The following is a 13,095-nucleotide window of genomic DNA, read 5'->3' as shown; positions in this document are numbered from 1 at the left end:
TAAACATCACGATCATGAAATTTAGAAATATAAAATATTCAACACTGATTTTAGCCATTTCGCTAATAGCAGTATCCTGTAAACGAGATTTTTTAGAGCTTAGTCCAAGAGGTACAGCTTTAGAAGATAATTTTTATAAAACTGAAACAGAAGTTTATCAAGGGCTTATCTCTGTTTACGATGTTATGCAATGGGGTACAACTGGCGGTTACACCATGAAAATGCCTTTGTTAAGCGCCGCATCAGATGATTGCTTTGCTGGTGGAAGTAATGCTTCCGATCAACCAAATTGGGTAGCTTATGATAATTTCAATATGGATTCTCGGGTTGGCCCACAAGTTGGCCTTTGGTCTAAAAACTTTACGGGCATTAATCGTGCAAATCTAATTTTAAATAAAATTGCTAAATCAACCACTTTAAGTGCCGCTTTTAAAACGCGTGTTACAGCCGAAGCTAAATTTTTACGTGGTTATTTCTATTTTGATTTAGTGCGTTTCTTTGGCAATGTTCCTTTAATGACGGATGTAATTCCAACAAGCGAATTATACACGCAGGTACAAGTGGGACCAGCACAAATTTATGCACAAATTGAAAAGGATTTAAGAGATGCCTACCCAGGTTTGCCAGTTACAGTTTCAGCGGCAGAAAAGGGTAGAATATCGCAAGGAGCTGGTAAAGCATTATTAGCAAAAGTGCTTTTAACAGAAAACGATAACGCTAAAATTGCCGAAGCAGCAACACTATTAGAAGATGTAAACAAAGTTGGAAACGCTTATGGATACAGCTTGCTTCCAAATTATGCTGATATTTTTAAACCAGATAACAAATTTAATGCAGAATCTATTTTAGAAATTCCACATTCTAATTTAGCTGCTTGGGGCGATTGGGGATGGATAAATGGCGGTGAAGGAAATGTAGCACCACAGTTTATTGGTATGGACGATTACAATGGAGATACCTACAGCGGCGGATGGGGTTTCTGTCCGGTTACACTAGATTTAGTAAACGCCTTAAAGAACGATCCACGTTTTGATGCCACTATTATTGATGGTAAAGCTTTAAAAGTAGCCGGAGGAAGTTACAGATCTCGCTATCAAAATACCGATTACTTCATTAAAAAGTATGCACCATTAAAGGCTTTTCGCTCTGGCAGTGGTACAGCAGAGTTAAACTGGCCAATTAACGAAATTGAAATCCGTTTGGCAGATACGTATTTAATGCAAGCTGAGGCTTTGGTTAGAAGTGGTGGCAGTGCAGCCCGTGCAAAAGAATTGCTTGATGCTGTAAGAGCCCGTGTTGGCTTAACATCTGTACCAGCAACTTTAGATAATATTTTTAACGAGCGCAGATTAGAATTGGCCACCGAAGGACATCGTTTCTTTGATTTAGTGCGTAGTGGTAGAGCTGTTACAGTTTTGGGGCCTTTAGGATATAAGGCTGGCAAAAGCGAATTATTGCCAATACCACAGCAAGAAATAGACCTTACCAAAGGTGTTATCAAACAAAACCCGGGTTATAATTAATTAAAAATATCATGAAATTAAATTATATCATAAAACAAACAGCCGGGTTTTTCGCCCTGCTGATTTTACTGGCTACCGCTGCTTGTAAAAAAACTGATAATAGAGAACTTGGCACGCCACCTACGGCAGATCAGGTAAAGTTTACCGTTACACCAACGGCAACCAACGCCAATATCATAACTTTCGAAAACCAATCACCAGGCTTTAAAGCTTTATGGGATTTTGGAAATGGAAATACGGGCGATGGAGCAAAAGTAACGGCCTCTTATCCGCTTGCGGGCACATATACCGTTAAATTAACCATTGTTACTGATGGTGGCTACGTATCGAGTACAAAAACAGTAGTTATTGCACAAACTAATCCAGCTATGTTAACTGATCCAGCTTTTACAACATTATCTGGTGGCTTAAGCAATACAGCGGGCTTTACTTGGGTGATAGATCAAACGCAACTTGGACATTTAGGCGTTGGTCCGGCTACTGGCGATGGCTCTACCGAACCAGGGTGGTATAAAGCAGGACCTAATGAGAAAAGTGGTCTAGGTTTTTACGATGATGAAATGACCTTTAACATGAATGGATTGAAATATACATACGATAATAAAGGGACCACATTTGCAAACGCAGCAAATGCGCCAGGGATTGGTGGGCCAACAGGGGCATCAGATCCTACGGTTAATTATACGCCACCAACAAATTTAACATGGTTAATTACTGAGGTTAATGGCACAAAATTTTTAACCATTTCTGGTGGCGGTTTTATTAGCTACTACACAGGCGTTTCCCAGTATCAAATTTTATCTTTAACCGAAAACGAAATGTCCTTACGTTGTTTGGATAAGGCAAATCCTGGCAATGCATGGTATTTAAAACTTATCAAAAAAGGATTTACCAGACCTGTGGTGCAGAAACCATTGCAAGCCGCAAATTTAAGTGATGATTTGGATGTTGTAAATAACATTACATGGACAGCAGAAAACGTTACTTTTAAACGCTCTTATGATAATCCTGGGCCTTTTCCAATTAATACATCGCCTAAAGTTGGTTATTATGGCCGTTTAGCTGGTGCTGATAATCAATATGGTAATTTGCAAACTACCTTATCTTATCGCCTTGATTTAACTGCGAAAAACAAGGTTCGTTTAAAAGTTTTCTTCCCAAGTGGCAATAATTTTGCTTTGGTACCACCAACGGTATCGGTTAAACTTCAAAACTCATTATTGGGTGGCAATTCTTGGCAAACGCAAAAAGAAGTGGTTAAAACCATTACTACTTTCGATCGATGGGTGCAGTTAGAGTTTGATTTCTCTGCTTTTTCTACAGAAACTTTATATGATAAAATTGTAGTGCAGCTTGGTGGCGAAGGGCATCCAAATGCAGGGATATTTTATATTGATGATTTCGAATTTAAATAAACAGCGTACGCTCCTTCAACCGGAGAGGTTTGGGTATTAACTCAAACTTCTCCTTTTTAAAATCAACTTATGATAAAAGATTCAGTAAAGTACTTCAGGAAAGAAATTTTTGCCGCTTTGGCAATTGCGGTAATTGGGATAAGTGGCTGTTCTAAAAAAACAGATGATGGCCCCGTTTATGTTCCGCCAGAAACTACAACACCAGTTGATAAAAACTGGGCGTTTGAAAGTACGGCAACATGGAGCGACGAATTTAATAACACCGGTGCGCCATTAACCTCTAACTGGGATTACGATACTGGAGGGAGCGGCTGGGGAAATAACGAGAAAGAATTTTATACCAATACCACTAATAATGCCAGCGTTGCCGATGGAAAATTAACTATTATTGCAAGAAAACAAGATATTGGCGGTATGAATTACTCTTCAGCACGCTTGGTAACCCGAGGTAAGCTGGACGTACTTTACGGTAGGTTTGAAATTAAAGCAAAATTACCAACTGGTAGAGGAACTTGGCCTGCAATATGGATGCTGCCAACCGATAGGGCTTACGGAGATTGGCCAAAATCGGGTGAGATTGATATTATGGAACATGTAGGCTACGATCAAGATAATGTGCATTTTAGTACACATAGCGAAGCTTATTACTTTAAAATTAATACTCAAAAAACAATTTCTAAAAAGATTGATGGAGCAAGTACAGCTTTTCACCTTTACCGTGTAGATTGGACTCCCTTTGCCATTCGTGGTTATTATGATGATGTTAAGGTTTTTGAGTTTACCAACGAAGGAACTGGGTATAAAGTTTGGCCTTTTGATAAACGTTTCCACCTTTTATTAAATGTTGCCGTTGGTGGTGATTGGGGTGGGGCACAAGGCATTGATGATAGCATCTGGCCGCAAAAAATGGAAGTCGATTATGTTCGTTATTATAGAATGATTGAAAAATAACAACTGACAACATAGGTTAATTGTAAAAAGTCGCGAAGAAATTTGCGGCTTTTTTTTGTTCAGGTAAAATTGCTTTAAAAAAAGAACGGGGATAAATCATACCGACCTATCCCCGTCATCTAAATTAACGCTCTCGTATATATAGACGCTTGTAAATTGAATTTATTATATACAGATGTAATTATTTTTATTTTTTTTCTTCAGATTGGAAATTGCTTTAAAAAAGAACGGGGATAAATCATACCGACCTATCCCCGTCATCTAAATTAACGCTCTCGTATATATAGACGCTTGTAAATTCGATTTATTATATACGGATGTAATTATTTTTATTTTTTTATTGCCGTCTTTTTCACAGCCGCTTTAGGTTTCTTTACCTCTGTAGCGTCATCTTCCTCTTTATCAGTTTTTTTCTTTGCTGCAGCTTTAGGTTTTTTAACTTCAATTATTTCTTCTGCTAAAGCTTCGGTTTTCTTTTTTGCAGGCGCTTTAGGTTTTTTAACTTCAGTAGCAGGAACAATTTCTTCAGCAACTGTTTTTGGCTCATCAGCTTGTTGCAAATAAGAAGTTAATATTTGCTTTAAATAAACTTCCGGTTTAGGCATATTAATAATCGTCCCCGGTTCTTTATCTTGCGATTGTTTGATATAAGCTGATTTAATTTTGCCCCAATCTTTAGAGTAAAGTTTAATAAACATCTCTACAAACTGCTCATGTGTATATTTTTTAGGCAACCTACCCAGCACTGCCTGAATTTTTTCTTCTTTTCTATGTAATACCGCCATCGATTTTAAATTTCATCAAAGATAACCGATATTACAGATAATCATGTAAATAAGGAATTTAAACTTTTAACCACTTTATCTGTCACAAGCATATGAAACCGATCTGCTTAAAAATCATTATTCTTTTTGCCCTTGTATTCTCGTTAGCATTAAAAACCAAGGCACAGCAAAATACAGCTAAAATAGATAGTTGGCTTACCAATCATGTTAATGAAATGGGTGGGCGGGTTTATTTACTGGTGTATAAAAATGGTAAACAGGTTTATAGTAATGGAATCAATCAAATGAATATGAAGAACCGTACAGTAGTCAATTATTTTGCTAAACTACAGGGTAAAACGGCCAACTTGAGTGATTATACAGCTACAACACAACAACAAATTGCAAGTTGTAGCAAATGGTTAAGTGCAGCATTGGTAATGACATTTGTTGATGAAGGTAAACTTAAACTAAGTGATACAGTAGGTAAGTTTTTGCCTCAACTATCTAAAAGTGGCAAGGGTAATATTAGCATTAGCGATTGCCTATCGCACCTAACAGCTATTAAATCGCCAGATTTAAAAGAAAGTTTGAACGAGATGAAAGGTTTAAGCAGTATGGATCAGGCTATAGAAAAAATTGCCTTGCTCCCAATGGAAGGAAAACCCGGAAAAGTTTTTAGATATAGCAATACGGGCTTGCAAATTGCAGGTGCAGTAATTGAAAAAATTAGTGGAAAGAGTTTCGAAACCCTTTTCGCCGAACGTATTGCAGCGCCCTTAGAAATGAAGAATACAGATTTCGGATATGGAAAAGTTGCTTTACCAGCTGGTGGTGCAAGTAGTACACCAACTGATTATATGAGTTTTTTAACTATGATTTTAAATAAAGGAATATATAAAGGCAAAAGGATATTAACTGAAAATAGCGTAGCCCAAATGCAGGTTAATAGAATAACAGCTGATGTAAAAGTTGCATACACGCCTACTGAAGCAGGTAGTTTTGGCTATGGTTATGGGGAGTGGGTAATGGAAAAAGGAAGTAATAATCAGCTAAGCAACACGGTATCCAGCCCTGGTTTATTTGGTACTTTTCCTTGGGTAGACAATAAAAATAAAACGGCAGGTATTTTAATGGCTTTTTACTTGAATAATAAAGGGCGAAACCAAAATTACAAAGAGATAAAAGCTTTAGTTGACGAAACTTTTTAAGTTAAGCCGTTGTTAAAACAAGTTCTTCAGCTTTGGGTGCATTTCTACGGTTGCTAACAAGCCTTTCGCGGTGCTGTAAGCCCCAGTTTCTTAATTCATCAATCACTTTGTCTAATGTTTCGCTATATGGGGTAAGTTCGTAGGTTACAGTAACAGGTGTAGTAGAAAATACTTTACGCACCACAAATTCATTAAGCTCCAAATCTTTCAATTCCTTCGATAAAATTTTAGGTGTAATCTCGCCCAGCGATTTCTGAATTTCGTTGAAACGTTTAGGCCCATCCTGTAATGAAATAATTAAAGGTAATTTCCATTTCCCATTTAACACGTAAAGAGCATCCTTTACCGCATTTAAACTGGCTGTACAAGTTTCTTTATTGTGATGTTCTTTTCCTTTTCGCATGGCACAAAATTACATAGGTTTCTTAAAGGATACTGCTATCCTTTTGGATACTAATATCTTTTGGATAGTAAAAGTACATAGGTTTGCGAAAAAAAAAGAAATATGAAAACAAAAACAATTAAAATCATTTATTGGATTTCAACTATACTCGTTTCTTTGATGATGGTTTTTTCAGCGTACTCCTAAAGTTCTGCTAGTTTTTCAATAATTTTATCGGTGTTATCCACTTCACCAATCCTCGGGAAAATAATGTTGATGCTATGCTCATGTGCACTTGCAATCATATCCGCCATTGCATCCTTTGCAAAAGTTAGGTTATAACCGTGCTCACTTGCCGCTCTTGCAGTGCCTTCAACACCAATACTGGTTGATATTCCTGCTAAAACAATTCCTGTAACGCCTTTATTTTTTAATGCAACATCAAGAGCAGGATTTGTAAAGGCATTCCAGATGTTTTTGGTGATGAAAATATCTTCACCCGAAGTTTTGATTTCAGGTGCAATTTCAAACCACTCATCAGGAAAACTCATAGCCGCTGTTTTTGCATTCTTACGCAGTGCATTTAAAGGAGATTGTGTAGGATTAACGTTTACAATTACAATCGGCAAGCCAGCTTTTCTAAATGCAGAAACCAATTGACTGGCTTTATCTAAAACCTCGTTTGCAGGTTTAGTCAAAGGTAAATTTATTATTCCTTTTTGTAAGTCGATTAAAACAAGCGCTGTATTTTTATCTAAAGAAGTAATCATTTTATATTGATTTAAATTATATTTTTTCCAATTCTATTTGCTGCGGAAGTGTTGTTATTTGAGTGTTTTTTATTTCATCCTTTCTAAGCTTTCTAAAAAGGAATCCACCAATAATTAATGCTATTATGCCTTCAATTAATACAGTATCAGGCGTACCAATCCATTGCGAAATACTACCAACCAGTAAACCACCTAGGGGTTGCATCCCGAAAAAAGCCATGGCATAAAAGCTAATTACTCGTCCACGCATGGAAGGGTCAACTGTGGTTTGTATTAAGGTGTTGCTAATGGTAATTTGCGACATCATACCGAAGCCAGATATTGTTGCGAAAAGTAAAGCAATTGGATAATAAGTAGTGTGTGAGAATAAAATTAAACCTACACCAAAAATTAGCGTATTAATGGCTAATATCTTTCTTAAATTCCTTCCAGGCTTTAATGAAGCAAGAAATATAGCACCAGAAAAAGCACCTAAGCCAATTACACTATCAATTACTCCAAAAGTTGACGCTGTTCCTTTAAAAATATCTTTGGCATAAACAGGAATTAAGGTGCTAAAGGGCAAAACCATTAAGCTGATTAATGCCAGCATAATTAAAATTAAACTAATGGAAGGTGTTTTTTTAATATAGGCAAATCCTTCTTTTAATTCACCTATTACGTTTTTAGTGTGTGGTTTTGCAACATATTTTGGAAGTTTCATCATCAATAACGAACCAATTACTGCAATAAAACTTACCGCATTTAATCCAAAACAAATGTCATCGCCAAATTTCTCCAAAGCCAATCCTGCAAGACCTGGACCAATTAATCTGGATAAATTAACCATCGAAGAATTAAGAGCCAATGCATTGGGTAAATCGGCTTTATCATCAACCATTTCATAAACTAATGATTGTCTTGCAGGTACATCAAAAGCATTAATTAAGCCCAGTAAAGCACTTAATGCAATAATTTCCCATACAGAATAATGCCTGAAAAAGATAAGTAGCGTTAATAAAACTGCCTGAATCATAGAGGCAATTTGTGTGGTTAATAATAATTTGTATCGGCTATAACGATCGGAGGCCACGCCACCAATAAAAGAAAAGATAAATGATGGAAATAAACTTGCAAATAACGTTAAGCCGAGCATAAACTTAGAATGCGTTTCAGAATATACAACCCAACTTACAGCAGTTTTTTGCATCCAAGTTCCAATTAATGAAATGGACTGACCGCCAAAATAAAGTCTGTAGTTTCTGCTTTTAAATGCATTAAAAGTGCTGATTTTCATAATAATCTAAAAATCTACGAGTTTGGATAATGGACCAATTGCTGCTCCAATTGCTTCTTGTTCTTTTTCTGTGCAAACCTCTGCAATAGCTTTTCCCAACCATTCATCTCGCTCATTTCTAACCTGCTGAATCATTTTTTTTCCTGTTTCCGATATGGAAATGTAAATTTTTCGCTTATCTGTTTCAGAGGGTGTTTTTTCGATCAGATTTAAGCCGCTTAAATGATTAAGTACCGATCCCATTGATTGTGGCGTTATTTTTTCTATAACAGCAAGTTCTGCCGAAAGAAATTTTTCGTTTTCCAACAAGACTAAAACCGATCTCTCAGTTTGAGAAAGTACCGTATTTATGGGCGAAAGCTTACGCATTTTCCGAACCAATCTTGTTAAAATCGGGCGGAGCTGAGCGGCAAGTACATCACTATTTTGTATTTTCATTTTAATAAGTAAAACTTATAAGTTTACCTTACAAATATAGTGCTAAAATATATTTTTTACTAAAGACTTGAATAATTTACAATCGGCTGTTAAATCCGTTCAATCCAAATAATAGGTCAGCAATTTTATATGAGCTTTTTAACAAAGTAAATTGAGCTTTTAAACAAAACTTTTCATCTTACAACAAACTAATTTTGATTCTATAAAAAAAATAGAACAATGAAAAAAGTTTGGTTTATAACAGGTAGTTCCCGCGGATTGGGACGAAACCTGACAAAAGCAGTTTTGGAAAAAGGAGATCAGGTGGTAGCTACCGCAAGAAATATTGAAGCATTAAAAGATCTAAAAAAACAATATCCTGAACAGATTTTTCCTGTTCAACTGGATGTTACCAATTACGATCAAATAAATGTTGCTGTAGAATTTGCGATTGAGCATTTCGGTAAAATCGATGTATTGGTAAATAACGCTGGCTTTGGAATTATTGGCGCAACAGAAGCATTTACCATTGAGCAAGTTCGCAGCCAGCTTGAAACCAATTTATATGCACCTATTGATATTACCAGAGCGGTATTGCCTTTTATGCGTAAACAAAAATCAGGACGAATTATTCAAGTGAGTTCTGTAGGTGGTAGAGTAGGTAATGCGGGTATTAGTATTTATCAGGCCGCAAAATTTGGATTAAGTGGCTTTAGTGAAGCTTTGGCAAAAGAAGTGGTAGATTTAGGAATATACGTAACAAGTGTTGAGCCTGGCGGTTTTCGTACAGATTGGGCGGGAGATTCAATGACGTATGCTCCTCATGTGAATGGATATGAAGCGGTTGAGCAACGTGCCGAATTTTTTAAAGGTGGAGGTTTTGTTCCAACAGGAGATCCTGATAAAGCTGCAAAAGCTATAATTGATCTTGTTGAACACCCAGAACCACCAATTCATCTTCTTTTTGGAAGTGATGCTATCGGAATGTTGAAGCATGCGGATGCCGCCAGAGCCGCGGAAATGGAAAAATGGATGGATGTAAGTTTATCTACCGATCATGATGATGCCGAAAATTTCCTTGATTCTGATTTAGGCAAGGCCTTTACAAAAAGATAAAAAACTATAATGACTATCTTGAAAAGGATAGTCATTATATCTTTAATTGTTAAATTTGATTAGCATGCAGAGCGAAAATAAAAGACCTAGTATTTTATATTCTTGTTACTCACAAAAAAGTAGTGAGGGCGAGCAGTTTATTGCCAATCATTCTTTGGGTTTAATTATTACGGGTACTTCTGAAATATCTATAGGTGACGAAAAATTTACTTATAGTGATGGCGATTTCCGTTTTTTTAGAAGAAATCAATTAGCTCGATATACTAAATATCCACCGCCTGGTGGCGAATATAAGGCCATTAGCATAACAATGGATCAGGATATTTTACGAAGTATAAGCAATGAATATGATTGGCACATGCAAAAGCCAAATACGGATATTACGGGCTTGGTGCTTGAATCAAAAGGCTTATTGAAAAACTACATCGATTCTATTAAGCCTTACTTAGCTGGAGGAAATGAATTTAATAAGGCGCTAATAGATTTAAAAGTAAAAGAGGCTGTTATCATTTTAATTCAAATGAAACCCATTTTAAAAGATGTGCTTTTCGATTTTAGTGAGCCAGGAAAAATAGACCTAGAAGCCTATATGAATGCCAATTATAAGTTTAATGTAGATATTAATCGCTTTGCTTACCTAACCGGAAGAAGTTTGGCTACTTTTAAGAGAGATTTCGAGAAAATTTATAATACCTCACCTAACCGTTGGTTGCAGCACAAAAGACTTGATGATGCTTATTATTTAATTAAGGAAAAGGGATGGAAATCTTCAGATGTTTATCTTGAAGTTGGCTTTAAGAATTTCTCTCATTTTTCTTTCGCCTTTAAAAAGGCTTATGGGATAGCGCCATCAAGATTAGTTTAAAAAGTAATCGCTTCTTGCAGTTCCATTGATAAAATTGGATAGGGTTTGCCAGATGCGTCATAATCTGATCTTTCTGAAACAGAAAAACCTAAGCGCTCATAAAAACCTACAGCCTGCTCATTTTGCTCATTTACATCAACTTTTGTTGCATTTTTTTCCTCTATTGCGTATTTAATAAGCCTTTTACCAATACCTTTTCCTCTAGCATCTGGATGTACAAAAAGCATTTGAATCATATCTTCATTCAGGCCAATAAAAGCAATAATTTGCGCATCATCAACAATACAATATAAATCTACCTGATGCAGGTATTCATTAAAAATTAAACTCTTGTAATCCCTAATATCTTCTTCCGTTAAAAAATAATGTGTTGCTCTTACGGAGGCTTCCCACACTTTAATAATTTTAATATAATCTGATGGTAGCGGTATATAGATTTCAGGATTGTTCATAAACTAATGGATCGGCTATTAAATTACCAGGTTAAATAAACCCGTTTCTAAATTAAAACGGGTTTATTGGGCTATAAAGTATTACAGGTTTACAATAATTTTTCCAGTTGTGGTACCACTTTCAATTTGTAGGTGTGCCTCAGGTATTTGATCCAAAGAATAAGTTTTAAAAATAATTGATCTTAAAATTTCCTTTTCAAGGTACGAAGCAATTTTATTAATGTGCTGATCGTTTGAATTTACCATCATACCCATTCCCTTCATTCCTTTTTTTGCAGCTTTTTCTGCAACCTCAGCATTTTTTCCTGAAGGCATGCTAACAATAATTCCACCCAGCTTCATCACTTCCAAAGATCGATCTATATTTTCGCCTCCAATAGAATCCAAAACTTTATCAATACCTGAAATTACATCAGCAAGCTTTTGCGATTTATAATCTATAAACTCATCTGCTCCTAATCCTATTACCAATTCGCGGTTCTTTTCTGAAGCTGTTCCAATTACATGTGCACCTATATGTTTAGCAATCTGCACAGCATAATGTCCTACACCTCCAGCGGCGGAATGAATTAATATTTTCTCGCCTTTTTTAAGCTCTAATAACTCTAAAGCTTTATAAGCCGTTAATGCAGCTAAGGTTGCGGCTGCGGCTTCTTCGTGATTAATATTTGCTGGTTTAAGGGCCAAGTGCGCTTCTGGCGCAACGGCATATTCTGCATATGCCTTACCAAGTCCAGGGAAATCAATCATTCCGAAAACTTCATCTCCTTTTTTAAATTTTGTAACATTTGCGCCAACTTCTTCAACAATGCCAGAAATATCCCAACCTAAAATAATTGGGTCTACACCTGCATAGAAACTCGCTCTGCCATTGCCAACTCTTGTTTTTGCATCTACAGGATTTATACTTATCGATTTCGACTTTACCAATACTTCGTTTTCTTTAGGTACGGGGATTTCTATATCAACGGCTGCGAAGTTTTCTACACCTCCAAAACCTTTTAAAATAATTGCTTTCATTCTTTTGTTATATTTATATATCAAAATTATACCAATAAATATTAAATTAATTGTATATATTTTCTCTAATTTGGTATTTTTGTGTCATGTTAAAAGAAAACTTATACGAACCTTTTACCATCGTAACCAAAACTATTGATGAGTGCGGTAAAGCCAAACATCAACACAATTTTTTTGAACTGGTTTACATTATTGAAGGTACAGGAAAACAATGCATTAATAAAAATAGTTTTTGCTATCGTGCTGGTCATATGTTTTTAATAACACCCGAAGATTGCCACTCGTTTGATATTGAAACAACGACTACTTTTTTCTTTCTGCGCTTTAACGATATCTATTTAAAAAATAGTGCGCTGTTAACAGAGAATATTAAGCGACTCGAATTTATTTTGCACAATGCCAATCACCAACCTGGCTGTATTCTTAAAAATCAAAGTGATAAGGCTTTGGTACAATACATGGTTGATGCCATTCTTCGCGAGCACGCTACAAAAGATTTATACAATAAAGAATTGGTGCAGCAACTGGTTAATACCTTAATTATTATTGTGGCTCGAAATATTGCAAAATACCTTCCTGAACAGATAAATATGGGTGCCGAAGAGAAAGCTATGGATATTTTGCAGTATGTGCAAAGTAATATTTACTATCCAGAGAAATTGAAAGCTGAAAAAATAAGTGATTATTTTAATATTTCTGAAGCTTATTTTGGGCGCTATTTTAAAAAGCACGCTAATGAAACCTTACAACAATATATAACCAATTATAAAACGAAATTAATAGAACATCGATTGCAGTTTAGTGATAAACGGCTTAATGAAATTGCTGGCGAATTTGGTTTTACTGACGAAAGCCACTTTAATAAGTTCTTTAAAAAGCAAAAAGGCAATAGCCCCAAAGCTTATCGTAAAATGGTACGTACATAAATAAATA

14 protein-coding genes are annotated in these 13,095 nt (G+C 35.8%); 7 read left to right on the top strand and 7 right to left on the bottom strand.

What is annotated here, in order from left to right; translation table 11 throughout:
* Nucleotides 1–14: 14 nt before the first annotated feature.
* The 3 genes from EHC72_RS10685 (at nt 15) to EHC72_RS10675 (ending at nt 3,889) form a co-directional block, all read left to right on the top strand.
* Nucleotides 15–1,523, top strand: a complete 1,509-nt coding sequence (locus EHC72_RS10685; RefSeq protein ID WP_131537682.1) for a RagB/SusD family nutrient uptake outer membrane protein — start codon at nt 15–17, stop codon at nt 1,521–1,523.
* Nucleotides 1,524–1,534: 11 nt separating this feature from the next.
* Entirely contained in the window at nt 1,535–2,938 is a 1,404-nt protein-coding gene (locus EHC72_RS10680; RefSeq protein WP_131537681.1) for a PKD domain-containing protein, read from the top strand.
* Between the two features lie 69 nt (nt 2,939–3,007).
* The gene (locus tag EHC72_RS10675) at nt 3,008–3,889 is read left to right on the top strand and encodes a glycoside hydrolase family 16 protein (protein ID WP_131537680.1); all 882 of its coding nucleotides are present in this window, start codon (nt 3,008–3,010) and stop codon (nt 3,887–3,889) included.
* 329 nt (nt 3,890–4,218) lie between these two features.
* On the opposite strand, the gene EHC72_RS22945 is transcribed toward EHC72_RS10675, so the two are convergent.
* The gene (locus tag EHC72_RS22945) at nt 4,219–4,623 is read right to left on the bottom strand and encodes a hypothetical protein (protein ID WP_211660306.1); all 405 of its coding nucleotides are present in this window, start codon (nt 4,621–4,623) and stop codon (nt 4,219–4,221) included.
* A gap of 143 nt (nt 4,624–4,766) precedes the next feature.
* On the opposite strand from EHC72_RS22945, the gene EHC72_RS10665 reads away from it, so the two are divergent.
* Nucleotides 4,767–5,864, top strand: a complete 1,098-nt coding sequence (locus EHC72_RS10665; RefSeq protein WP_131537679.1) for a serine hydrolase domain-containing protein — start codon at nt 4,767–4,769, stop codon at nt 5,862–5,864.
* Between the two features lies 1 nt (nt 5,865).
* Here the strand turns inward: EHC72_RS10665 and EHC72_RS10660 are convergent, their stop codons facing one another.
* The 4 genes from EHC72_RS10660 to EHC72_RS10640 all read right to left on the bottom strand — a co-directional run bounded on the left by EHC72_RS10660 (nt 5,866) and on the right by EHC72_RS10640 (nt 8,730).
* Nucleotides 5,866–6,267: a winged helix-turn-helix transcriptional regulator gene (locus tag EHC72_RS10660; protein WP_131537678.1), complete on the bottom strand. Its 402-nt coding sequence runs from the start codon at nt 6,265–6,267 to the stop codon at nt 5,866–5,868.
* A gap of 182 nt (nt 6,268–6,449) precedes the next feature.
* The gene (locus tag EHC72_RS10650; protein ID WP_131537677.1) at nt 6,450–7,016 is read right to left on the bottom strand and encodes an isochorismatase family protein; all 567 of its coding nucleotides are present in this window, start codon (nt 7,014–7,016) and stop codon (nt 6,450–6,452) included.
* Between the two features lie 16 nt (nt 7,017–7,032).
* Nucleotides 7,033–8,292, bottom strand: a complete 1,260-nt coding sequence (locus EHC72_RS10645) for an MFS transporter (protein WP_131537676.1) — start codon at nt 8,290–8,292, stop codon at nt 7,033–7,035.
* A 6-nt stretch (nt 8,293–8,298) separates the two neighbouring features.
* The gene (locus EHC72_RS10640) at nt 8,299–8,730 is read right to left on the bottom strand and encodes a MarR family winged helix-turn-helix transcriptional regulator (RefSeq protein WP_131537675.1); all 432 of its coding nucleotides are present in this window, start codon (nt 8,728–8,730) and stop codon (nt 8,299–8,301) included.
* Nucleotides 8,731–8,949: 219 nt separating this feature from the next.
* Here EHC72_RS10640 and EHC72_RS10635 point away from each other — a divergent pair, with 219 nt between their 5' ends.
* Together EHC72_RS10635 and EHC72_RS10630 are read left to right on the top strand one after the other, a co-directional pair.
* Nucleotides 8,950–9,825 carry an oxidoreductase gene (locus tag EHC72_RS10635; RefSeq protein ID WP_131537674.1) on the top strand — a complete coding sequence of 292 codons (876 nt, stop codon included), beginning with the start codon at nt 8,950–8,952 and terminating at the stop codon, nt 9,823–9,825.
* A 64-nt stretch (nt 9,826–9,889) separates the two neighbouring features.
* Nucleotides 9,890–10,690, top strand: coding sequence for a helix-turn-helix domain-containing protein (locus tag EHC72_RS10630; RefSeq protein WP_131537673.1), 801 nt, complete (start codon nt 9,890–9,892; stop codon nt 10,688–10,690).
* Here the strand turns inward: EHC72_RS10630 and EHC72_RS10625 are convergent.
* Together EHC72_RS10625 and EHC72_RS10620 are read right to left on the bottom strand one after the other, a co-directional pair.
* Nucleotides 10,687–11,142 carry a GNAT family N-acetyltransferase gene (locus EHC72_RS10625; RefSeq protein ID WP_131537672.1) on the bottom strand — a complete coding sequence of 152 codons (456 nt, stop codon included), beginning with the start codon at nt 11,140–11,142 and terminating at the stop codon, nt 10,687–10,689. The two genes, EHC72_RS10630 and EHC72_RS10625, sit on opposite strands and share 4 nt — an antisense overlap.
* 81 nt (nt 11,143–11,223) lie before the next feature.
* Nucleotides 11,224–12,162 (bottom strand): NADP-dependent oxidoreductase, encoded by a 939-nt coding sequence (locus EHC72_RS10620; RefSeq protein ID WP_131537671.1) that lies wholly within the window; start codon nt 12,160–12,162, stop codon nt 11,224–11,226.
* An 86-nt stretch (nt 12,163–12,248) separates the two neighbouring features.
* On the opposite strand from EHC72_RS10620, the gene EHC72_RS10615 reads away from it, so the two are divergent.
* A complete protein-coding gene (locus EHC72_RS10615) occupies nt 12,249–13,088 on the top strand; it encodes an AraC family transcriptional regulator (protein ID WP_131537670.1) in 840 nt (279 codons plus the stop codon).
* Nucleotides 13,089–13,095 lie beyond the last annotated feature (7 nt).

This window comes from Pedobacter nototheniae (assembly GCF_004335085.1).
GTDB classification, from domain to species: domain Bacteria; phylum Bacteroidota; class Bacteroidia; order Sphingobacteriales; family Sphingobacteriaceae; genus Pedobacter; species Pedobacter nototheniae.
The sequence above is the reverse complement of the archived record's forward strand: the minus strand, read 5'-3'. Positions and strand labels throughout refer to the sequence as shown.

Excerpts from the sequence above, each read along its gene's own strand:
- EHC72_RS10635 (WP_131537674.1), top strand. The coding sequence starts at position 8,950 with ATGAAAAAAGTTTGGTTTATAACAGGTAGTTCCCGCGGATTGGGACGA.
- EHC72_RS10625 (WP_131537672.1), bottom strand. The coding sequence starts at position 11,142 with ATGAACAATCCTGAAATCTATATACCGCTACCATCAGATTATATTAAA.
- EHC72_RS10675 (WP_131537680.1), top strand. The coding sequence starts at position 3,008 with ATGATAAAAGATTCAGTAAAGTACTTCAGGAAAGAAATTTTTGCCGCT.
- EHC72_RS10650 (WP_131537677.1), bottom strand. The coding sequence starts at position 7,016 with ATGATTACTTCTTTAGATAAAAATACAGCGCTTGTTTTAATCGACTTA.
- EHC72_RS10685 (WP_131537682.1), top strand. The coding sequence starts at position 15 with ATGAAATTTAGAAATATAAAATATTCAACACTGATTTTAGCCATTTCG.
- EHC72_RS10680 (WP_131537681.1), top strand. The coding sequence starts at position 1,535 with ATGAAATTAAATTATATCATAAAACAAACAGCCGGGTTTTTCGCCCTG.
- EHC72_RS10620 (WP_131537671.1), bottom strand. The coding sequence starts at position 12,162 with ATGAAAGCAATTATTTTAAAAGGTTTTGGAGGTGTAGAAAACTTCGCA.
- EHC72_RS10640 (WP_131537675.1), bottom strand. The coding sequence starts at position 8,730 with ATGAAAATACAAAATAGTGATGTACTTGCCGCTCAGCTCCGCCCGATT.
- EHC72_RS10660 (WP_131537678.1), bottom strand. The coding sequence starts at position 6,267 with ATGCGAAAAGGAAAAGAACATCACAATAAAGAAACTTGTACAGCCAGT.
- EHC72_RS10665 (WP_131537679.1), top strand. The coding sequence starts at position 4,767 with ATGAAACCGATCTGCTTAAAAATCATTATTCTTTTTGCCCTTGTATTC.
- EHC72_RS10615 (WP_131537670.1), top strand. The coding sequence starts at position 12,249 with ATGTTAAAAGAAAACTTATACGAACCTTTTACCATCGTAACCAAAACT.
- EHC72_RS10630 (WP_131537673.1), top strand. The coding sequence starts at position 9,890 with ATGCAGAGCGAAAATAAAAGACCTAGTATTTTATATTCTTGTTACTCA.
- EHC72_RS10645 (WP_131537676.1), bottom strand. The coding sequence starts at position 8,292 with ATGAAAATCAGCACTTTTAATGCATTTAAAAGCAGAAACTACAGACTT.